Below are 20,596 nucleotides of genomic sequence, written 5' to 3'. Positions count from 1 at the left end.
TGACGTCATGCGTCCCGCGCCTCATCGGGTGCGGGACGCATGACGTTGTGCGGGGCCCGGTCAGCGGCTGAGCGCGCTGGCCCGCCACGCGCCGCGACCGTGGGCGATCGGCGTCCGCATCCGGCGGGCGGGGGACGCCCACTCCGAGCGGGGCTTCTCCGGAGCGGGAGCGCCGCCGCCGCCCATGGCGGCGAACACCGCGACAACGGCGGCGACCTGCTCCGGCGTCGCGTCGGGGGTGATCACCCTGAGCAGCGGCTGCTGCGGCTCGGGAGCGGTCTCCTCGACGGGCGTCTCCTCGGTCACAGCGGGATGTTCCCGTGCTTCTTGGGCGGCAGCGTCTCCCGCTTCGTCTTCAGCAGCCGCAGCGCCCGGACGACCTCGACCCGGGTCTCGTGGGGCTGGATGACCGCGTCGACGTAGCCGCGCTCGGCCGCGATGTAGGGGTTGGCGAGCGTGGTCTCGTACTCGTCGATGAGCTCGGCGCGCTTGGCCTCGACGTCACCGCCGGCCGCCTCGATCTCGGCCAGGGTGCGGCGGTGCACGATGTTGGCGGCGCCCTGGGCGCCCATGACCGCGATCTGGCCGGTCGGCCACGACAGGTTGATGTCGGCGCCGAGGTGCTTGGAGCCCATGACGTCGTAAGCGCCGCCGTAGGCCTTGCGGGTGATGATCGTGACCAGCGGCACGGTGGCCTCGGCGTAGGCGTAGATCAGCTTCGCGCCGCGGCGGATGATGCCGTTCCACTCCTGGTCGGTGCCGGGCAGGAAGCCCGGCACGTCGACGAAGGTCAGCACCGGGACGTTGAACGCGTCGCAGGTGCGCACGAACCGCGCGGCCTTCTCCGAGGCGTCGATGTCGAGGGTGCCGGCGAACTGCATCGGCTGGTTGGCGACGATGCCCACCGAGCGGCCCTCGACCCGTCCGAAGCCGACGATGATGTTGGGCGCGAACAGCGGCTGCACCTCGAGGAACTCGTCGTCGTCGAGCACGGTGGTGATCACGTCGTGCATGTCGTAGGGCTGGTTGGGGCTGTCCGGGATCAGCGTGTCGAGGGCGAGGTCCTCCTCGCTGAACGACAGGTCCGCCTCTTCGTCGTAGGCCGGCGCCTCGTCCATGTTGTTCTGCGGGAGGTAGCTCAGGAGCGCCTTGACGTACTCGATCGCGTCCTCCTCGTCGGCACCCATGTAGTGGGCGTTGCCCGACTTGGTGTTGTGGGTGCGGGCACCGCCGAGGTCCTCCATCGAGACGTCCTCGCCGGTGACGGTCTTGATCACGTCGGGACCGGTGATGAACATCGCCGAGGTCTGGTCGACCATGATCGTGAAGTCGGTGACCGCGGGGGAGTACACGTGGCCGCCCGCGCAGTTGCCCATGATCAGGCTGATCTGCGGGATCACGCCGGAGGCGTGCACGTTGCGGCGGAAGATCTCGCCGTACAGGCCGAGGGAGACCACGCCCTCCTGGATCCGCGCGCCGGCGCCCTCGTTGATGCCGATGATCGGGCAGCCGGTCTTGATGGCCAGGTCCATCACCTTGGTGATCTTCTCGCCGTAGACCTCGCCCAGCGAGCCGCCGAAGATCGTGAAGTCCTGGCTGAACACGCAGACCTGGCGGCCGTCGATGGTGCCGTAGCCGGTGATCACGCCGTCGCCGTAGGGACGGTTCTTCTCGAGGCCGAACGCCACCGACCGGTGGCGCGCCAGCTCGTCGAGCTCGACGAAGGATCCCTCGTCGAAGAGCATCTCGATCCGCTCGCGGGCGGTCTGGCGTCCCTTGGCGTGCTGCTTCTCGACCGCCTTCTCCGACGCGGCGTGGACCGCCTCGTCGAGACGCTTGTCGAGGTCGGCGAGCTTGCCCGCCGTCGTGTGGATGTCCGGCAGCTCGGGGGTGCTGGTCGCTTCGGCAGTCACGGTTCTTGGCCTCCTTGGACTTCGAGTGGAAGGGTAGTGGTCGTGACCGGAGCCTCGGACGTGCGCCCACCCCTCGACAGCAAGCTCCTCGCTGAGGAGCTGGCGTTGACCCCCGATCTCACCCTCGAGCTGCTCCCGGAGAGCGCCTCGACCAACCAGGTCGCGGCCGAGCGGGCCCGCGAGGGCGCGCCCGACGGGCTCCTCGTCGTCGCCGACCACCAGACCGCCGGGCGTGGCCGTCTCGACCGCACCTGGGAGACCCCGGCCGGAGCGGCGGTGACCTTCTCGCTGCTGCTGCGGCCGACGGTGCCCGCCACGTCGTGGCCGTGGCTGCCGCTGCTGACCGGCCACACGGTCGCCAAGGCGCTGACGTCCTTCGGCTACGAGGCGCGGGTGAAGTGGCCCAACGACGTGCTGATCGACGGGCTCAAGGTCGCCGGGATCCTGGTGGAGCGGATCGAGACCGACAGCGGCCCGGCCGCCGTCGTCGGCGTCGGCATCAACGTCTCGACGACCGCCGACGAGCTGCCGGTGCCGACCGCGACCTCGCTCGTCGTCGCCCACCCCGACCTGACGCCCACCCGCGAGGGCGTCCTGCTCGGGACGGTGGCGGCCGTCCGGGAGGGCTACGACGCCTGGCAGGTCGGAGGTGCCGAGGCAGCGGCGCGTCTCGCGTCGTCGTACGTCTCCCACTGCGCGACGGTCGGGCAGGACGTCCGGGTCGACCTCCCCGGCGGTACGTCGCTCAGCGGTCGCGCGGTCGACGTCGACAGCGACGGGCGGCTGGTGGTGGAGACCCCCAGCGGCGTGGAGAAGGTCGGGGCCGGCGACGTCGTGCACGTCGTTCCCGAATGAGCCGTCTCGGTGGGATGATCCTTCCGTGGCCATCTCAGAGAAGCTGCTCAACCCCGGCGAGAAGCTGATCATCTCGGCGCGGCAGCACCCGAAGGCGCTGTTCGGGCCGATCCTCGCGCTCGTGGCGTTCCTCGCCATCGGCGTCGCCATCCAGGTGCTGCTGGGCGACGAGGGCGACGCCGCGACGTGGACGACGCGCATCGTCTGGGTCCTGTGCGGTCTCGGCATCCTCTGGTTCACCGTCCGGCCCTTCCTCGACTGGCTGACGACCGTCCACGGCGTGACCGACCGGCGTCTGATCACGCGACGCGGCATCATCACCCGGCGTGGCCACGACATCCCGCTCGCACGGATCAGCGACATCCAGATGGAGATCAACCTGATCGACCGGCCGTTCGGCTGCGGCAGCCTGGTCATCACCGACGCCTCCACGTTCGGCGAGGTGCGGCTCAACGACATCCCGCGGGTCGAGGCGACCCAGCGGCAGATCAACGAGCTCCTCCACGGCCTCCACGGCGGCGCGGGCCAGCCCCGACGCGCGGACGAAGGTGTCTGACGAGGCGGTCCCCGGAGACGGCGATTTCGGGAGCGCCCTCCTCGGGCAGGACCTGACCCTCACCGCGGCGGACGTCGCCGAGCGGGCCGGATTGTCCGTGCGCCAGGCGCGGCGGCTGTGGCGCACCCTGGGCTTCCCCGAGCGCGGCGACGAGCGGGCCTACGGTGAGGAAGACGTCGCTGCGATGTCGGTGCTCGCGGACGTGATCGACGACGACCTCTTCGACTTCGACCTGGTTCTCAACGTCGTGCGCGGCGCGGGCCTGAGCATGGCGCGGCTCGCGGACTGGGAGGTCGGCGCCCTCCTCCAGCGCGTCGAGGACGCCTACTCCGCGCAGGCGGGCGACAGCGGCACGCCCGCGGAGGCCACCGCCTGGGTCTTCGAGAAGTACGGCGACCGCTTCGACCAGGTGCTCCTCTACGCCTGGCGCCGCCACGTGGCCGCCGCGGTCGCCCGGATCGAGTCGATGCGCGCCATCGACGCCGACCCGCACACGACGAACCTGACCGTCGGGTTCGCCGACATCGTCAGCTTCACCGCGCTCTCCAACGAGCTGAGCCGGGAGAAGATCGGCGACCTGGTCGAGGTCTTCGAGGCCCGGTGCGGCGACGTGATCCAGGCCAACGCCGGCCGGCTCATCAAGAGCCTGGGGGACGCCGTTCTCTTCGTGAACAACGACGCGCTCGGCGCGTTCGCGACCGCCGAGGGCATCATCAAGGTGGTCGGCCGCGACAAGCGGATGCCCGACGTACGCGTCGGCCTGGCGACCGGCTCGGTCGTCATGCGGCTCGGCGACGTCTTCGGCCCGCCCGTCAACCTCGCCGCCAGGCTCACCGCCGTCGCCCGCCGGAACCGCGTGATCGTCGACCACGACACCGCCGAGCGGCTGCCGAAGGACCAGATCGAGACCCGGCCGCTGCCGCCGCGACCCATGCGCGGGTTCGGCGTGATGGAGCCCCTCACGGCCCGCCGCGTCTGACCTGCAACGGCGACGCAGTGCCGGAGTCGGGCTGAAACGGCCATGCCAATTGCAAAATTTGTGGGGATCGACCACGGTGCCGCCCCCTGATTCCTACGTTGAGGCTGTGATCGAGGTGCAGGACGTGCGGCTCGACCCGGCTAGCCGTCGTGCATGGAGGGGTGGTCGGGAGATCCAGCTTTCCCGCAAGGAGTTCGACCTCGTCCACGCCCTCATCTCCCGGGCAGGGTCCGTGGTCACCCGCGACGAGCTGATGCGGGAAGTCTGGAACGCCACGTTCTGGACCTCCTCGAAGACGATCGACGTGCACCTCGGCTGGGTCCGCCGCAAGCTCGGTGACGACACCCGGCACCCGACACTGATCACGACGGTCCGCGGACAGGGCCTCCGGTTCGAGACCGAGCCCCGGTCCTCGGTCAAGGCCTGAACCCGTCGCTCGGTAGGGTGCGGGCGTGCCCGACCCCGCTCCTCGCATCGCCGTCATCGGGGGCGGCCAGCTGGCCCGGATGATGGCCCAGCCCGCCATCGCGCTCGGCGTCCCGCTCCGGCTGCTCGCCGAGGCCGACGGCGTGTCCGCCGCCCAGGTGATCCCCGACCAGCAGGTCGGCGACTACCGCGACCTCGCCACCCTCCAGCAGGTGACCGCCGACTGCGCGGTCGTCACGTTCGACCACGAGCACGTGCCCACCGAGCACCTCCACGCCCTCGAGGACGCCGGCGTCCCGTGCCGCCCCGGCCCCGAGGCGCTGGTGCACGCGCAGGACAAGATCGTCATGCGGGAGGCCATGGAGCGGCTCGGGGCGCCGCAGCCGCGCTGGGCCGTCGTGACGAGCGCCGGTGAGGTCGACGCCTTCGGCCTGCCGTGCGTGCTCAAGGTCAGCCGCGGCGGCTACGACGGCAAGGGCGTCTGGGTGGTCCGCACGGCCGAGGACGTCGCCGAGCCGCTCGCCGCCGCCGAGCGGGCGGGCGTGCGGCTGCTGGCCGAGGAGCTAGTCGACTTCCGGCGCGAGCTCGCCGCGCTCGTCGCGCGGGCCCCGAACGGCCAGGCGGCGGCGTACCCGGTCGTCGCCAGCACCCAGCTCGACGGCATCTGCCACGAGGTCGTCGCGCCCGCGCCCGACCTCGACCCCGCGCTCGCGGGGGAGGCGCAGCAGCTCGCGCTCCGCGTCGCCGGCGAGCTCGGCGTGACCGGCATCCTCGCCGTCGAGCTGTTCGAGGCGGTCGGCAAGGACGGCCGGCCGGTCATCTTGGTCAACGAGCTCGCGATGCGGCCCCACAACACCGGCCACTGGTCGCAGGACGGCGCCGTCACCTCGCAGTTCGAGAACCACCTCCGCGCCGTGCTCGATCTCCCGCTCGGATCTCCCGCCCCGCGCGCCCGCTGGACGGTGATGGTCAACATCCTCGGGTCGCCGCGCCCCGACGTCGGTCACCTGTACGACGGCTACCCCCACGCCCTCGCCCGCGACCCGCAGCTCCGGGTCCACCTCTACGGCAAGGAGCTGCGCCCGGGCCGCAAGGTCGGCCACGTCAACGCCTACGGCGACGACCTCGACGACGTGCTCGAGCGGGCCCGTCACGCCGCGGCGTGGTTCCGCGGGGACCTCGGCAACGACAGCGAGTAGCCCGGCCGATCAGCGCAGCAGGCCGTGCTCGTGCGCGAACACGACGATCTGCACCCGGTCCCTCAGCCCGAGCTTGCGCAGGACCGCTCCGACATGGGTCTTCACGGTCGACTCGCTGAGGTGGACGGCGGCCGCGACCTCGCCGTTCGAGAGGCCGCGCGCGACCGCGGTGAAGATCTCCCGCTCCTTGTGGGTCAGGGCGAGGTACGACGCCGGCGGGGCGGTCGGCGCGCCGAACGTGCGGTCGAGCAGGCGGGTCAGGTCCTGCGGGGCGAGCACGGCGTTCCCCGCCGCGACCGTGCGGATCGCCTCGGCGAGCTGTCGAGGGGTCGTGTCCTTGAGGAGGAACCCGCTCGCGCCGTACCTGATCGCGGCGGCCGCCCGGTCGTCGAGGTCGAAGGTGGTGAGCACGACGACCCGAAGGGCCCGCTCGCGCCGCGCGGCCCGCTCGGGCGCGAGCAGCTGCCGGGTCGCCTCCACGCCGTCCATCTCGGGCATCCGCAGGTCCATCAGCACCACGTCGGGCGTGGTCGCCTCGGCGGCGGCGATCGCCTGCAGCCCGTCGGCCGCCGTGCCGACGACGCGCATCCCCGGCTGGGCGTCGACGATCACCCGCACGCCCTCCCGGAAGAGGTCCTGGTCGTCGACGAGGAGCACCCGGACGTCCTCCGGCTGCGTGCTCACGGCGCTCATGCGGCGCCCGTCGGCAGCCACGCGGTGACGGTGAAGGTCGGGTGGCCCGAGCCCGCGCGGGGGCGTACGTCGAGGCGGCCGCCGACCGACTCGAGACGGCGGCGCATGCCCTCCAGGCCGTTCCCCGGCGCCGCGGCGTCGGACTGCGCCGCCATCGGCACCGTCTCCACGCCCGCCACGTCGATCACGTTGCGCACCTCGAGCCTCAGCTCCTCCTGCCAGTGCCGCTCCACGTGGACCGGCTCGTCGCGCCGGCCGTGCCGGATCGCGTTGGTCAGCATCTCCTGGAGCACGCGGTAGGCCACGGTCGAGAGCTCCGGCGGCAGCGGGCGCGGCTCGCCCACCTCGGTCGAGATCACCTCGTGCCCGCTCGCCCGGACGCCCTCGATGAGTGTGTCCAGCCCGCCGCTGGGCGGCCGGTCGCCGGTGGCGCCGAGCACGTGCCGCACGTCCTGCAGAGACGTCCGTGCGGACGTCGAGATCGTCGCCAACGTGTCCTTGAGCCGGGAGGGGTCCTCGTCGGAGAGGTACTGCGCCGACTCCGCCTGCGCCAGGATCACCGCCAGCGAGTGGCCGACCACGTCGTGCACGTCGCGGGCGAGGCGGGCCTGCCCCTCCCGCACCTCGGCCAGCTCGGCGGCCTGGTCGCGCTCACGCGCGGTCTCGATCTGCTCGGCCCGCGTCCGCGCCTCCCTGCGCAGCACCCGCAGCAGCATCCCCAGCAGCCACGGCACGATCAGCAGGGCGCCGCCGAGCAGGACCAGCCGGGCGACGATCTCGCGCAGCGAGCCGGTGTCGAGGAGGTCGTAGAAGGCCCGGTTCACCGTCTGCGAATGGAGGTCCGCCCCGATCGCCAGCACGGTGAGGAGCGCGACGGCCGGGACCGACGCCGCGCTGACGACCAGCGTCCCGATCGAGCCGTAGCGCGCACAGCCGTAGGCGACCAGCGCGACGGCGAGCTGGGTGAGGAGCAGCGGTACGCCGGTCCCGACCTGCACCGCCGCCAGCACCCAGAGGAGGACGAGCGACAGGCTCGGCAGGAGGCGGTACGACGCCACCGCGACCGCGAACCCGCAGACCCACAGGACCTGGCCTGGCACGGGGACGGCGGTCGGGATGTCGGCGTACACCACCTCCCAGATGCCGAAGGACGCCACAGCCACCCCGACCGCGACAGCGGGCGCCGCGCCGACGGGGGCGCGCCAGCGGTCGCCTGGGGTGTGCACCCCACGATCGTGCCACCCGAGGACGCCCTGACCGGCGATCACCCCAACGCGTCCCTGACCATCCGGTCCAGCAGGTCGGCGTACGGGACGCCGGCCGCCGCGAACATCCGGGGCGCCTGGGAGTGCTCGGTGAGGCCGGGCATGGTGTTGACCTCGAGCAGGACCGGTCCGTCGGCGGTCAGGAAGAAGTCGATCCTGGCCAGGCCGCGGCACCCGAGGGCGTCGTACATCCGGACGGCGGCGTCCGTCAGCTGCGCTCGCTCGCCCGACGTGACGTCGGCCGGCACCCGGAGGTCGGCCGCACCGCCGTACTTCGTCGCGTAGTCGAAGACGCCGGGCCCGACGATCTCCAGCGGCGGAGGCACCTCGCGCGAGCCGTCGGCGGTCCCCAGCACGGCCACGTCGATCTCCCGGCCGTGGACGACCTGCTCGACCAGCACCCGGTCGCCGTGCGCGAACGCCTCCTTGACCGCCCGCTCGAGCTCGTCGGGGTGCTCGACGAGCGACACGCCCTGGCTCGAGCCGGCCGTCACGGGCTTGACGACGACCGGGCCGGCCCAGACGTGGTCCGCGGCATCGGCGGTCGTGAGGACCGCCCCGGCGGCAACCGCGATCCCCACCGAGGCGGCCACGAGCTTCGTGAGCTGCTTGTCCATCGCCGTCGCCCCGGTCGCCGCGGGCGACCCGACGCAGGGCAGCCCGGCCAGCGCGCAGAGCGCTGCGATCGTGCCGTCCTCACCGCCGCAGCCGTGCACCACGGGGAAGACCACGTCGCAGGAGGACAGGACGGCGGCGGCGCCGAGGAGCCCCAGGGGCCGGTCGTTGCCGTCCCGCCAGCCGCCGGACCGCGGGATGGTCAGCGGGACGACGTCGTACGACGCCGCAGGCAGTGCCGCGCGGACCGCGGTCGCCGATGCGAGGGAGACATCGTGCTCGCTGTTGGCGCCGCCGCCGATCACCGCGACCCGGGGACGCCGGCCCGGCTTGGTGCTCATCGCAGCACCCGCGGGCCGATGCCGGTCACGATCTCGTGCTCGATCGTCCCCGACCACCGCGCCCAGTCGGTGATCGTCGGCTCTCCGTCGTCGCCGGGGCCGAACACGGTCGCGACGTCGCCGACGGCCACGGGGACCGGGCCGACGTCGACGACGACCTGGTCCATCGAGACCACGCCGACCACGGGACACCGCCGGCCGCGGAGCCAGACCTCGGCCCGGCCGGACGCGGATCGCGGCACCCCGTCGGCGTAGCCGAGGGGAAGCAGGGCCAGCCGGGTGGCGCGGGAGGCCGCCCAGGTGTGGCCGTAGCCCACCGGCGTGCCCGGTGCGACGTCCCGCACCGAGACCACCGGTGCGGTGAGGGTCATCGCCCGCTGCAGGCGGGTCCGGCCGGTCGGGTCGATACCGACCAGTCCCGCTCCCACCCGGCACAACGTGTGCCGGCTCAACGGGTCGGTCAGTGTCGCCGCGGTGGCGGCGAGGTGCCTCAGCGGCGGCCGGAGCCCCTGCCGCCGGGCGACGGCGACACCCCAGGCGAACCGGTTGCGGCCGGCCTTGTTGGCCGGGTGACCGGGCTCGTCGGCGCGGGCGAGGTGCCCCATCACCCCGACGACCCGGATCGCTCCGGCACGCTCCGCCCGCCGGGCGGACCGGCACAAGCGCGCCCAGTCCGCCGGAGCGGCGCCGTCCCGCGCCATCCCGACGTCGAGGTGGAGGTGGACCCGCGCCGTCCGGGACGCGCGCCGGGCGGCGGCGACGATCGCCGTCAGGTGCTCGTCGCCGGGTGCCGCGAGGTCGATGCCGTGGATGATCGCGACGCCGAAGTCACGGTCCGCAGGGTTCAGCCAGCTGAGGGTCGGTGCGTCGATGCCGTCCAGCCGCAGCGCGACCGCCTCCTCGACACTGGTGACACCGAGCCACGACGCGCCGTTGCGGAGCGCGGTCCGGGCGACCCGGGTGGCACCGTGGCCGAACCCGTCGGCCTTGACCACCGCCATCAGGGCTCCGCCGGACCGGTCGGCGAAGAGCCGGACGTTGGCGGCGACCGCGCTCAGGTCGACCTGGAGCGTCGCCCCGCGCGACCGCTGGTCGACCGCCGGCTCGAGGGACAGCGCCGTCACCTGACCGCTCCTGCCGGCTCCGGAGCCTCCAGGGGCCCGTACGTCGCCCACGCGGCGCCGGTCATCAGCGCCCAGTAGCGGTCGCCGTAGCTCCAGTGCCACCACTCCGTCGGATAGTTGACCAGCCCGGCCGCGGTGAGGGCGTCGGCGAGCAGGAGGCGCAGCGCTCGCGCCTCGAGGCCGATGTCGGTCGACGCGAAGTAGCAGCGGCCGGCGCTCTGCTCCGGTGTCGCGTCGATCGGCGTGCCGAGGTCGAGCGGGCGGCCGTCCTCGTCGGCCAGGGTCAGGTCGACCGCGGCACCTGCCACGTGCGCGGCCACCTCCAGCGGCGCGACGAACCGGCTCACCAGCCGCTCGACCTCGGCCTCGGGCGCACCTGGACGGGACGCCCTGACCTCCCGGGTGTAGCCGTCGATGATGCCCTGCTGGTCGGCGGCACTGCGGTGGCCCTCGACCACACGAAGCCGGATCCCGGCAGGAAGCGCGAGGTCGGCGCGGTAGAGCCGGTCGGCGAGCCCGGCGCGCACGCGCGCACCGCCCGGGGCGATGCCGGGGCAGAGGGCGACCAGCGGGTCGCCGGTCTCGACCACCGGGACGGCGGTGACGCGGGGGTCCGTGAGCAGGACGGGCAGCAGCATGACGGCAACGCTAGGAAGCGCGGACCCGCCCGCGCCTCGGCCTGAGGTGCCGACCTGCGGCACCTCAGGACGAGTGCCTCGCTCGCGTGACCTGCCGCCTCGATAGCCTGCGCCCATGAGTGCACGCGTGGGCATCGTGATGGGGTCCGACTCGGACTGGCCGACCATGAAGGCGGCGGCCGACGCCCTCGACGAGTTCGGGGTGACCTGGGAGGCCGACGTCCGGTCCGCGCACCGGATGCCCCAGGAGATGCTCGAGTACGGCGCCACCGCGGCCGATCGCGGCCTCTCGGTGATCATCGCCGGGGCCGGCGGGGCTGCGGCGCTCCCCGGGATGCTGGCGTCGGTCACGCCGCTGCCCGTCATCGGCGTCCCCGTGCCGCTCACCTACCTCGACGGCATGGACTCGCTGATGTCGATCGTGCAGATGCCCGCCGGCATCCCGGTCGCCACCGTCGCGATCGGCAACGCCCGGAACGCCGGCATCCTCGCCGCCCGGATCCTCGGCGTCGCCGACACCGACCTCCGCGCGAAGCTGGTCGCCTTCGAGAAGGCTCTCGCCGACCTCGCCCGGAGCAAGGGCCAGGTCGTGCGCGACGCGACAGGACTGCCTCCCGTCATCGAGTAGGGCGCAGCAGAGAGGCGCTGCGCTGGGTTGTTGTTGGCTGCGCCGATCGGGTGTGTCGGACGTTGCCTGCGGGCGGTGCCGGGAGGTCGCCGCGGGGCAATCGGGGTGCCGCCGGCGAACCGGCCCATCAACTCTGTCTCAGCGCACCAGATCCCGGTTCGCGACTGACAGGTCGCACCGGGCCCTCTCCGAGGGGGCCGGCGGCGGGGTCCCCGCTCTTGTCCCGCGGCGACCTCCCGGCACCGCCCCCGCCCACGCGCGACACACGAAACGGCACAGCCACACCCAGCCCAGCGCAGCGCTCTATGCGGCGAATGCCGCCGGGCACCGCCTGCGCATCCTCGGACGGGGAAGAGGCAGTGCGCCGGGAGCGTTCACCCTCTATGACCCAACCCTGGAAGGACCGCGCAGCCATCGACCGGATGCTCGACGAGGACGAGACCTGGGCCGTCGTGGGCCTCGGCGGTGACCCGTGGCGGACGGCGTACTCCATCGCCAAGGAGCTCCAGCAGCGCGGCAAGCGGATCGTTCCGATCCACCCGAGTGCCGACGGGGAGCGGAAGGTGCTCGGCGAGCTGGTCTACAAGACGCTCGCCGACGTGCCGTTCCCGATCGACGTGGTGGACGTGTTCCGCCGCTCGGAGGCGGCGGGGGAGTTCGCCGACCAGGCGGTGGCGGTCGGCGCCAAGGGCGTGTGGTTCCAGCAGGGCGTCGTGGACGAGGACGCGTTCCGTCGTACGACGGAAGCCGGCGTGCCGATGGTCATGGACGTCTGCCCGTCGCAGGAGTGGTTCTACCGCGAGCGCCTTCGCGCGTGAGGTCCCTCACAGCGAGCGTCTCAGGCTCCCTGTCGAGTCGCCCGGAAACAGTAGGACTTCCTACTATCTCGGGGTGAGCAACCCCGAGTTCCCGTACTACGGCCTCTCCGAGGAGCACCAGGCGATCCGCGAGGCGGTGCGCGACATCTGCGACGCCAAGGTGGCGCCGTTCGCGACCGTGGTCGACGAGGAGGCCCGCTACCCGCAGGAGGCGCACGACGCCCTGCTGGCGGCGGACTTCCACGCGCCCCACGTCCCGGAGCAGTACGGCGGCGCCGGGGCGGACGCGCTGGCGACGGTGATCGTGATCGAGGAGGTCGCCCGCGCCTGCGTGTCGTCCTCGCTGATCCCCGCCGTCAACAAGCTCGGCTCGCTGCCGGTGATGATCGGCGGCTCGGAGGAGCTCAAGGCGAAGTACCTCGGTGCGCTGGCCCGCGGTGAGGGCGGCTTCTCCTACTGCCTCTCGGAGCCGGACGCCGGCTCGGACGCCGCGAACCAGCGGACCCGCGCGGTGTTGGATCGGGGCAGCGACGGCGACCACTACATCCTCAACGGCGTCAAGCGGTGGATCACCAACGCCGGCACGTCGGAGTACTACACGGTGCTCGCGACGACCGACCCCGACGAGCGCTCCCGCGGCATCTCGGCGTTCGTGGTCGAGAAGTCCGACGAGGGCGTCTCCTTCGGGGCGCCGGAGAAGAAGCTCGGCATCAAGGGCAGCCCGACCCGCGAGGTCTACCTCGACAACGTCCGGATCCCCGCCGACCGGCTGATCGGTGAGGAGGGCAAGGGGTTCGAGTACGCCATGAAGACCCTCGACCACACCCGGATCACCATCGCCGCGCAGGCCGTGGGCGTCGCGCAGGGCGCGCTCGACTACGCGCTCGGCTACGCCAAGGAGCGCCAGCAGTTCGGGCGGCCCATCGCCGACAACCAGGGCCTGCAGTTCCTGCTCGCCGACATGGGCATGAAGGTCGAGGCCGCCCGCCAGCTGACCTACGCCGCCGCCGGCCGCTCCGAGCGCGGCGACTCCGACCTGACCTTCTTCGGTGCCGCGGCGAAGTGCTTCGCCTCCGACGTCGCCATGGACGTCACCACCGACGCCGTCCAGGTGCTCGGCGGCTACGGCTACACCCGCGACTACCCGGTCGAGCGGATGATGCGCGACGCGAAGATCACCCAGATCTACGAGGGCACCAACCAGGTGCAGCGGATCGTCATGGCCCGCCAGCTCCTCGCCGGGATCCAGTCGCAGATCTGACCCGTCCGTCGACGTCCGGTCGCCGGTGGGAGACTGCCGGTATGTCGACGCTCGCAGGTCTCCAGCGCCGGTTGGCCCGGTGGTCGCTCGACCCGATCCCCACCCCGGCCTCGCTGCTGCCCGGCCACGCGGTGCCGGTCGCCGGCAAGAGGGTCCTGGTCACCGGCGCCTCGTCCGGCGTCGGACGGGCGGCGGCGGTGCGCCTCGCGGCGGCGGGCGCGACGGTGCTCGCGGTCGCCCGGAGGGAGGACGAGCTCGAGGCGCTCGGCATCGAGGTCGCCGGGACGGGCGGGACGTCGTACGCCCTGCCGTGCGACCTCACCGACACCGACGCCATCGACGCGCTGACCGACGACGTGCTGGCCCGGTTCGGGGGCGTCGACGTCCTCGTCAACAACGCGGGCCACTCGATCCGACGGTCGGCGGCCGACACCGTCGAGCGCCCCTACGACCACGAGCGGCTGATGCGGCTCAACTACCACGCACCGGTCCGGCTCACCCTCAACCTGCTGGGCCCGATGCGCGACCAGGGCGGCGGGCAGATCATCAACTCCTCGACCTGGGGCGTGCCGGGTGGCCTGATGCCGATGTTCACCGCCTACCACGCCTCGAAGGCCGCGCTCGCGGCGTTCGCCCGCAGCCTCCAGGCCGAGGAGCGGCGACACGGAATCGTCGTGACGTCGCTGCACTTCCCGCTCATGCGCACCCCGATGATCGCGCCGACCGCCGGGTACGACGCCCGCGCGGCCCTCGACCCCGACGACGCCGCCCGCTGGGTGCTGCACGCGGTCCGGCACCGACCGAGCGCGATGACGCCCGCCTATGCGACGCTGCTCGACATGGTCGGGCTGGTGTCGCCCCGGGCCGTGGAGCGCCTCGTGACGGCCGCCCGGCCGTAGGGAGGGCGGACCCCGTGACCCACCACCGGCCTGCGGCGTTAACGGAGGTACCCACCAGGGAGGGCAGCGCCATCAGCAAGATCGATGAGGTCACCGTCGAGCCCGGTGTCGAGCGACACCGCGTGCGGCGGAGCCGACCCCAGAGCAAGCAGGTGCCGCGACGGTTCGTGTGGGTCGGCTACGGCCTCATCGTGGCCGGCCTCGCCGTGCTCGCCTGGGTCGCGTGGCAGTTCTGGGGGACGAACTGGGTCTCCGACCAGCGCCAGGGCGAGGTCGCCGAGGCGCTCGAGGACGGGTGGGCCGACGGCAGCGACACGGTGCAGACGGACTTCGGTCGGGCCAGCGCGATCCTGCACGTCCCGCGGTGGGGGGAGGACTACGCCGTCCCGGTCCTCGAAGGCTCCTCGGACGAGGTCCTCGCGGCGGGGATCGGGCACATGGACGACACCGCCGACGCCGGCAAGGTCGGCAACTACGTGCTGGCCGGCCACCGGGTCACGCACGGCGAGCCGTTCGCCGAGTTCCCCGAGCTGAGGGAGGGCGACCTGGTCCACGTCGAGACCCGGTCCGCGACCTACACCTACGAGCTGGACTTCGACGGTACGGCGCTCGAGGTGCCCTTCACCGACGACTGGGTGCTCCAGCCGTTCCCCCAGAACCCCGACGGGGGGATCCAGCCGCCCCGCGGTGTCGGCGAGAGGCTGATCACCCTGGTCAGCTGTGCGGAGATCTTCCACACCGAGCTGCGCTCGGTCGTGTTCGGGCACCTGGTCGAGACGGAGCGGGTGGACCGCTGACGCCCGGCGACCGGCCGCTGCGGCGCCCGCCAGGTCCCCGGCACGGACCTGCCGACGTACTCAGAAGTGCCGCACCACTATCATTTCTCGAAACTTCGCCCGGCCAGCGGGTGACCCCGGGCACACTTGGGCGTTGTTACGGGTGAACAAAGGGGTAGTTATGCGCGGATCGGGACTTCTCGCCGGTGTCATTCTCGGAGCAGTTGCGCTCGTTGGCGTGTCTGCGCCGGCCGACGCGGCGCCCGATCCCTACTCGCCGTCGGTCCAGACGAGCTGTCGGATCGACGTCCCTGCGGTGGTGCAGCCGGACAAGAAGTTCACGATCAAGGTGTCCGTGCGGGCCAACAGCGCGACGGAGCCCCGTGGCCTGATCCACCTCTGGATCACCTCCGCCGGCCAAGGCACGGTCTGGGAGAAGACCGTCCCCTACAACGGCGGCACGAAGAAGGTCCAGGGCCCCGCCCTCACCGCGGGTGACGACTACGAGATCCGGGCGCGCTTCCAGCCGCGGGACGCAGAGTTCGCCCAGTGCCGTGGCTCGGTCAGCTTCGACGTCAAGTCGCAGGGCGACCAGCGCGACCCTGACGGCAACGGCAACGGCGACGGTGACGGCGACGGTGACGGCGACGACCAGGGCGGGATCCTCCCCGACACCGGTGGTCCGGCGCTGCTGTGGCTGCTGCTCGGCCTCGGGCTCGTCGGCGGTGGCACCGCAGCCGTCGTCTACTCCCGTCGCAGGTCCGCCGCCGCCGCCGCGGCTGTTGTCTGAGACATGCCCTCGCTTCGCTGCCCGTGTGACGTCACGATCCGTGGCGAGGACGACGACGACCTCGTCGAGAAGGTGCAGGCACACCTCGCTGCCGAGCACCCGGGTCGGGAGTACTCCCGCGACGAGATCCTCTTCATGGCGATGTGAGGCTCGGCCGGCTCGGCCACCGCGGGAGGCTCAGGCCGGGTAGATCCGCGGCAGCTCCGTCGCCGTGCCGGTGAACGCCGGCGCCCGCTTCTCGAGGAACGCCGCGACGCCCTCCTTGCCGTCGGCGATCGAGGTGTAGAACATCGCGAGCGAGTCCGACAGGTGCGCCTCGAGCGGGTCTGCGGCGGCGCTGTTGCGGTAGAGCATCTGCTTGGCGAGCCCGAGCGCGGTGGGGGAGCGGTCGACCACGAACGACCGAGCCAGGTCCAGCGCGGCCGGCAACAGCTCGTCGGGCTCGTGGAGGCTGCGGACCAGCCCGCCCGCGTGCGCCTGCTCGGCGGTCAGGATGTCCGCGGAGTAGACCCACTCCAGGGCCTGCTGGATGCCGACGATCCGCGGGAGGAACCACGTCGAGCACGCCTCCGGCACGATGCCGAGCCGGCCGAAGACGAACCCGATCCGGGCCTTGGTCGACGCCAGCCGGATGTCCATCGCCAGCGTCATCGTGGCGCCGATGCCGACGGCGGCGCCGTTGATCGCGCCGATGACCGGCTTGGGCAGCGCGTGCATCGCCAGCGTGACCTTGCCGCCGGTGTCGCGGAGGCCGGTGTCATAGGGCGGCTCGTCGTACCGCTCGCGGAAGTCCTCCGGCGTCGGCGTCAGCGACTCGTCCAGGCCGAACACGTTTCCCTCGGCGGACAGGTCCATGCCGGCGCAGAACGCACGGCCGGCGCCGGTCACGACCACCGCGCGGACCGCGTCGTCGCGGGCGTCGGTGAGGAAGACCTGCTCCAGCTCACGCGCCATCGTCAGGTCGAAGGCGTTGAGGGCGTCCGGTCGGTTGAGCGTGAGTACGGCGACGCCGTCCGCGTCGACGTCCCAGTCGAGGGTCTCGTAGGTTGCCATCAGCTCCCGGGCACTCCTGTCTTGGTGCACTGCTTCTTGGTGATGTCGTCGGTGCGGTCCTCGGCGATCGCGTCGAAGAGCGGGCGACCGCGCTCCTCGTCGAGGGTGTTGGCGGAGCCGTCGGTCACCGGCATCGTGCAGGTAAGCCCGTCGCTCCCGACGCTGCTCATCGCCAGCGCCCACCGGCCGATGTCGATGGGGCCGGTGCCTTCGCCGAACTTGAAGAAGTCGGGGACCGCCCGGTTGAGGCGCCACCACCGGACCGGGTTGACCACCGACCACGGCGACAACACCTTCTTACCGATCGCGGCGACCACCTCGCGCTGCCGGCCGACCCGGTCGAGGTCGCCCAGGGTCGTCGCCCGGGTGCGGGCGTACGCCAGCGCGACCTCGCCGTCGGCCTCCTGGCAGCCCTTCTCGACGTTGAGCCCGGCTTTGGGGTCCTCGATCGACTCCTTGGGGCAGATCTCGATCCCGCCGACGGCGTCGACCACACCGGCCACGCCGTCGAGCCCGACCTCGACGTACTCGTCGATCCGGACCCCGGTCTGCTCCTCGAGCGCCGCGACCAGGGCAGTCGGGTCGTCCTTGTCCCACAGGCCGTTGATCTTGCGGCCGTCGATGATCCAGTCGCGGGGGAAGGAGAGCAGCACGTCGGGGCCGGAGCCGGTGTGCAGCATCAGGATCGTGTCGGCCAGGCTGCTGGAGGGGTTGCCGGTGTTGAACTTCTTCCGCTCCTCCTCGGACAGGTCCTTGCGCGAGTCGTTGCCGACCAGCAGGTAGGTCGTCCCCGGCTGGTCGTCGGGCCGGTCGCCGTCGGGCTCGAACGCGATCTTGTCGACGGTCGACCAGGTGAAGATCGGCACGGCGACGGTGTAGACGACCCACAGCAGGATCAGCACCAGGACGAGGGTGACCCAGGTGCGGGGCCGCGACCAGCGGCCGCGGCCGCCGGAGCGGGTCGGCGGCCCACCGGTGGTCGAGCCTGTCGAGATCGGCGGTTGGTACGGCGGAGCGGCCGCTGCCGGCGCCGGCCGGGGCGGCTGCGGACGGGCAGCATCCGGGCGGGGCTGGGTGGGCAGCATGCGGGTCGGCTCCGGCCGGTTCGGAGGGGGCGGGGGCTGCCGCTGCGTCGGCTGGGTCGGCGGGGGTGATCCCGCCGGCCGGTCGCCGTACATCCAGTCGAAGTCGCGGTTGTCACCGTCGGACCCGCCGGGCGGGCCTGGGGGGCGCTCTGCCATGGGGCACGACGGTACCTTCCTGCCGTGACCAGTTCTCACGAGGCTCGCACTCCCGGCTTCTCCCGCATCGAGCTGGCCCAGGTCACGGCCCGGTCGCAGGCGAACCTGCTGGGCAACATCCACGGTGGCGACATCGTCAAGCTCGCCGACTCCGCAGCCGGCGTGGTGGCCCAGCGCCACAGCGGCGGTCCGGCCGTGACGGCGGCACTGGACGAGATGGCGTTCCTCGAGCCGGTGCGGGTCGGCGACATCGTGCGCACCTTCGCGCAGATCAACTGGGCCGGGCGCTCGTCGATGGAGATCGGGGTCCGCGTCGAGACCCAGCCGTGGGACGACGCGACGACCGAGAGCCGGCACGTCGCGTCGGCGTACTTCGTCTTCGTCGCGATCGACGGCGCCGGGCAGGCGCGCCCGGTCCCGGCCCTGCGGCCCGAGACCGCGGAGGACGAGCGGCGGATGCGCGAGGCCGAGATCCGGCGGGCGCACCGCCTGGCCCGCCGCGCCGAGATCGACGCGGGTCGCTCAGGCTCCTGAGACCTCGGTCAGCACCGCGGCGACGGCGTCGACGGTCGCCGGGTGGGGTGGCGCGCCGTACGTCGTCACCTGGATGCGGCGCGAGGCGCCCGGGACGCGGCGGCGCACGACGTCGGGGTTGAGGTGGGCGCGGAGGGCCAGGCCGGGCAGCACCGTGACGCCGAGGCCGCTGGCGACCAGGGACTGCACGGCGACGTAGTCGTCGCTCGCGAACGCGATCTCCGGCGCGAAGCCGGCGTGCGCGCAGAGCGCGAGGAGCTCGCGGCGGCAGCGCTCGCACCCGGTCACCCAGCGGGTCCCCGCGAACCGGGACAGGTCGACCGGGCCGGCGCCGAGGTCGAGCCCGCGTGGCGCGACCAGGTAGAGCGGGTCCTCGTGGACGGCGACGGAGGTGATGCCGTCCGGCTCGGGCTGGTCGGGGTAGGAGAACGTCAGCGCGAGGTCGACGGTGCCCGCCCGCAGGAGCTCGGCCGCCTCGGGGGGCTCCGCTTCCACCAGGTCGAGGTCGAGGCCGGGGTGCCGCTCGCCGAGCAGGGTCACGGCGCGCGGGACGAGCGTCGCGGCGGCTGACGGGAAGGCGGCGAGGCGGACGACGCCGGACTGAAGGCTGGTCGAGGCGGTCAGCTCCGCCTCGGCGCGGGCGAGCAGGGCGAGGACCTCCTCGCCCCGGCGCGCCAGCCGCTCGCCGTCGGGCGTCAGCCGGACACCGCGGCCGACCCGGCGCAGCAGCACGCTCCCGGTCTCGGCCTCGAGCCGGCGCAGGTGGTGCGAGACCGTGGGCTGTCCGTAGTGGAGTGCCGCGGCCGCGGCCGAGACGGTGCCCGTGCGGTGGAGCGCGACGAGCGCCTCGAGCCGATGGAGGTCGATCACCCAGCCACCATATATCGACGGGACCGATGGTTGCCCACGAAAAGAACCATTGGACCGATGCATCGTTTTCGGAGACGCTGGAGCGGTGACCACCGCGACCCTTGCCCAGCAACCCGTGCTGACCTTCGCGGCCATCGAGGCGGCCGGCGAGATCGTCGCGCGCGAGGTCGCAGCGACGCCGCTGGTGGGCCACCCGCTCCTCGACCTCGTCGTCGGGACCGAGGTTCTCGTCAAGCACGAGCACGTCCTGCCGACCGGCTCGTTCAAGGTGCGCGGCGGCATCCACCTCGCCGCCCGGCTGTCCGACGAGGAGCGCTCGCGCGGGCTGGTGACCTGCTCGACCGGCAACCACGCCCAGTCGATCGCCTACGCCGCCAGGCTCGCCGGCTGTCACGCCACCGTCGTGATGCCGTCCTGCGCGCCCCAGGTGAAGCGGGACGCCGTCGCAGCGCTCGGCGCGACGGTGGTCGCCCATGGCGACGACCTCGCCGGCGCCGCGGCGCACGCGCGGTCGCTCGCGACCGGCCCCGGCGCGCCGTCGTACGTCGACACGACGGATCCCCGGATCGTGCTCGGCCACGCGACCGCCTACCTCGAGCTGTTCCGGCAGGCGCCCGACCTGGACGCCGTCTTCGTCCCGATCGGCAGCGGCACCGGCGCCGTCGGCGCCTGCCTGGCTCGCGACGCCCTGTCGCCCGGGTGCCGGGTCGTCGGCGTCCAGTCCGCCGCCGCGCCGGCCTGCTGGCGCTCGTGGCGCTCGGGCCGGGTCGAGTCGGCAAGGGCCACGACCCGGGCGTCCGGCCTGGCGACCGCCAACGGCTACCCGGCCACGCTCCCGCTGCTGCGGGCCGGCCTCCACGACTTCCTGCTGGTGTCCGACGACTCCATCGATGCGGCAGCGCGGCTGCTGGCCTCGCACGCGCACACCCTGGCCGAGGGCGCCGGCGCGGCCGCGCTCGCCGGGCTCCTCGCGACCGCCGTCCGGCCGGCGCGGGTCGCGGTCGTCTGCACCGGTGGCAACGCCTCGGCCGACGAGATCGCCCGCCTCGCCGTCGCGTAGCCCGACCGCGTGTCGCGGCCGTTGTGACGCATGTGACTGGTGATACTGGGCGGGTCGCTGCA

The 20,596-nt window shown here is 72.8% G+C and carries 24 protein-coding genes; 14 read left to right on the top strand and 10 right to left on the bottom strand.

Translation table 11 applies throughout. From position 1 onward, the window contains the following. Window positions 1–60: 60 nt before the first annotated feature. Window positions 61–306, bottom strand: a complete 246-nt coding sequence (locus F0U47_RS06470; protein WP_149749521.1) for an acyl-CoA carboxylase epsilon subunit — start codon at window positions 304–306, stop codon at window positions 61–63. Further along, on the bottom strand, window positions 303–1,883 hold the full coding sequence (locus F0U47_RS06465) for an acyl-CoA carboxylase subunit beta (protein WP_438362059.1): 1,581 nt from the start codon (window positions 1,881–1,883) through the stop codon (window positions 303–305). Before F0U47_RS06465 ends, F0U47_RS06470 begins: the two co-directional genes overlap by 4 nt. A 72-nt stretch (window positions 1,884–1,955) precedes the next feature. Between F0U47_RS06465 and F0U47_RS06460 the strand changes: the two genes are divergently transcribed. From F0U47_RS06460 to F0U47_RS06440, 5 genes are all read left to right on the top strand, one after another. Continuing rightward, entirely contained in the window at window positions 1,956–2,768 is an 813-nt protein-coding gene (locus tag F0U47_RS06460; protein WP_246159493.1) for a biotin--[acetyl-CoA-carboxylase] ligase, read from the top strand. 25 nt (window positions 2,769–2,793) lie between these two features. Further along, a complete protein-coding gene (locus F0U47_RS06455) occupies window positions 2,794–3,324 on the top strand; it encodes a PH domain-containing protein (protein WP_149749519.1) in 531 nt (176 codons plus the stop codon). After that, complete coding sequence (locus F0U47_RS06450) at window positions 3,317–4,303, top strand: adenylate/guanylate cyclase domain-containing protein (RefSeq protein ID WP_149749518.1); 987 nt, start codon at window positions 3,317–3,319, stop codon at window positions 4,301–4,303. The genes F0U47_RS06455 and F0U47_RS06450 overlap by 8 nt, the downstream gene beginning before the upstream one ends. 106 nt (window positions 4,304–4,409) lie before the next feature. After that, window positions 4,410–4,730 (top strand): winged helix-turn-helix domain-containing protein, encoded by a 321-nt coding sequence (locus F0U47_RS06445; RefSeq protein ID WP_149749517.1) that lies wholly within the window; start codon window positions 4,410–4,412, stop codon window positions 4,728–4,730. A 25-nt stretch (window positions 4,731–4,755) separates the two neighbouring features. Then, complete coding sequence (locus tag F0U47_RS06440; protein WP_149749516.1) at window positions 4,756–5,928, top strand: 5-(carboxyamino)imidazole ribonucleotide synthase; 1,173 nt, start codon at window positions 4,756–4,758, stop codon at window positions 5,926–5,928. A gap of 9 nt (window positions 5,929–5,937) precedes the next feature. Here the strand turns inward: F0U47_RS06440 and F0U47_RS06435 are convergent, their stop codons facing one another. Genes F0U47_RS06435 through F0U47_RS06415 form a run of 5 tightly spaced genes read right to left on the bottom strand, consistent with a single transcriptional unit; the run spans window position 5,938 to window position 10,604 of the window. After that, the gene (locus tag F0U47_RS06435; RefSeq protein WP_149749515.1) at window positions 5,938–6,621 is read right to left on the bottom strand and encodes a response regulator; all 684 of its coding nucleotides are present in this window, start codon (window positions 6,619–6,621) and stop codon (window positions 5,938–5,940) included. Next, window positions 6,618–7,847, bottom strand: coding sequence for a sensor histidine kinase (locus tag F0U47_RS06430; RefSeq protein ID WP_149749514.1), 1,230 nt, complete (start codon window positions 7,845–7,847; stop codon window positions 6,618–6,620). Before F0U47_RS06430 ends, F0U47_RS06435 begins: the two co-directional genes overlap by 4 nt. A gap of 38 nt (window positions 7,848–7,885) precedes the next feature. Next, a complete protein-coding gene (locus F0U47_RS06425) occupies window positions 7,886–8,842 on the bottom strand; it encodes a D-alanine--D-alanine ligase family protein (RefSeq protein ID WP_149749513.1) in 957 nt (318 codons plus the stop codon). Beyond that, window positions 8,839–9,966, bottom strand: coding sequence for an alanine racemase (gene alr, locus F0U47_RS06420; RefSeq protein ID WP_246159492.1), 1,128 nt, complete (start codon window positions 9,964–9,966; stop codon window positions 8,839–8,841). The genes F0U47_RS06425 and alr overlap by 4 nt, the downstream gene beginning before the upstream one ends. Next, complete coding sequence (locus F0U47_RS06415) at window positions 9,963–10,604, bottom strand: M15 family metallopeptidase (RefSeq protein WP_188111203.1); 642 nt, start codon at window positions 10,602–10,604, stop codon at window positions 9,963–9,965. Before F0U47_RS06415 ends, alr begins: the two co-directional genes overlap by 4 nt. A gap of 115 nt (window positions 10,605–10,719) precedes the next feature. On the opposite strand from F0U47_RS06415, the gene purE reads away from it, so the two are divergent. The 7 genes from purE to F0U47_RS06380 all read left to right on the top strand — a co-directional run bounded on the left by purE (window position 10,720) and on the right by F0U47_RS06380 (window position 15,923). Next, window positions 10,720–11,232, top strand: a complete 513-nt coding sequence (gene purE, locus F0U47_RS06410) for a 5-(carboxyamino)imidazole ribonucleotide mutase (RefSeq protein ID WP_149749512.1) — start codon at window positions 10,720–10,722, stop codon at window positions 11,230–11,232. Between the two features lie 383 nt (window positions 11,233–11,615). Beyond that, window positions 11,616–12,050: a CoA-binding protein gene (locus tag F0U47_RS06405; RefSeq protein ID WP_149749511.1), complete on the top strand. Its 435-nt coding sequence runs from the start codon at window positions 11,616–11,618 to the stop codon at window positions 12,048–12,050. A gap of 73 nt (window positions 12,051–12,123) precedes the next feature. After that, complete coding sequence (locus F0U47_RS06400) at window positions 12,124–13,311, top strand: acyl-CoA dehydrogenase family protein (protein WP_149749510.1); 1,188 nt, start codon at window positions 12,124–12,126, stop codon at window positions 13,309–13,311. A gap of 41 nt (window positions 13,312–13,352) precedes the next feature. Next, complete coding sequence (locus F0U47_RS06395; protein WP_149749509.1) at window positions 13,353–14,210, top strand: SDR family NAD(P)-dependent oxidoreductase; 858 nt, start codon at window positions 13,353–13,355, stop codon at window positions 14,208–14,210. A 14-nt stretch (window positions 14,211–14,224) separates the two neighbouring features. Continuing rightward, window positions 14,225–15,007: a class E sortase gene (locus F0U47_RS06390; protein ID WP_149749508.1), complete on the top strand. Its 783-nt coding sequence runs from the start codon at window positions 14,225–14,227 to the stop codon at window positions 15,005–15,007. A 217-nt stretch (window positions 15,008–15,224) separates the two neighbouring features. Then, window positions 15,225–15,776 carry an LPXTG cell wall anchor domain-containing protein gene (locus F0U47_RS06385; RefSeq protein ID WP_149749507.1) on the top strand — a complete coding sequence of 184 codons (552 nt, stop codon included), beginning with the start codon at window positions 15,225–15,227 and terminating at the stop codon, window positions 15,774–15,776. A gap of 3 nt (window positions 15,777–15,779) precedes the next feature. Further along, window positions 15,780–15,923, top strand: coding sequence for a DUF1059 domain-containing protein (locus tag F0U47_RS06380; RefSeq protein ID WP_149749506.1), 144 nt, complete (start codon window positions 15,780–15,782; stop codon window positions 15,921–15,923). Window positions 15,924–15,953: 30 nt separating this feature from the next. Here F0U47_RS06380 and F0U47_RS06375 read toward each other — a convergent pair whose 3' ends face one another. Together F0U47_RS06375 and F0U47_RS06370 are read right to left on the bottom strand one after the other, a co-directional pair. Continuing rightward, entirely contained in the window at window positions 15,954–16,829 is an 876-nt protein-coding gene (locus F0U47_RS06375; protein ID WP_149749505.1) for a crotonase/enoyl-CoA hydratase family protein, read from the bottom strand. After that, the gene (locus tag F0U47_RS06370; protein WP_149749504.1) at window positions 16,829–18,070 is read right to left on the bottom strand and encodes an LCP family protein; all 1,242 of its coding nucleotides are present in this window, start codon (window positions 18,068–18,070) and stop codon (window positions 16,829–16,831) included. Before F0U47_RS06370 ends, F0U47_RS06375 begins: the two co-directional genes overlap by 1 nt. A gap of 24 nt (window positions 18,071–18,094) precedes the next feature. On the opposite strand from F0U47_RS06370, the gene F0U47_RS06365 reads away from it, so the two are divergent. Next, window positions 18,095–18,604 (top strand): acyl-CoA thioesterase, encoded by a 510-nt coding sequence (locus F0U47_RS06365; RefSeq protein WP_149749503.1) that lies wholly within the window; start codon window positions 18,095–18,097, stop codon window positions 18,602–18,604. Here F0U47_RS06365 and F0U47_RS06360 read toward each other — a convergent pair. Beyond that, on the bottom strand, window positions 18,593–19,474 hold the full coding sequence (locus F0U47_RS06360; RefSeq protein WP_149749502.1) for a LysR family transcriptional regulator: 882 nt from the start codon (window positions 19,472–19,474) through the stop codon (window positions 18,593–18,595). The two genes, F0U47_RS06365 and F0U47_RS06360, sit on opposite strands and share 12 nt — an antisense overlap. An 85-nt stretch (window positions 19,475–19,559) precedes the next feature. Between F0U47_RS06360 and F0U47_RS06355 the strand changes: the two genes are divergently transcribed. After that, window positions 19,560–20,534 carry a threonine ammonia-lyase gene (locus F0U47_RS06355; protein WP_188111202.1) on the top strand — a complete coding sequence of 325 codons (975 nt, stop codon included), beginning with the start codon at window positions 19,560–19,562 and terminating at the stop codon, window positions 20,532–20,534. The last annotated feature ends 62 nt before the right edge of the window (window positions 20,535–20,596 follow it).

Source organism: Nocardioides antri (assembly GCF_008373765.1).
GTDB lineage: Bacteria > Actinomycetota > Actinomycetes > Propionibacteriales > Nocardioidaceae > Nocardioides > Nocardioides antri.
This window is presented reverse-complemented; position numbering and strand designations above follow the sequence as displayed.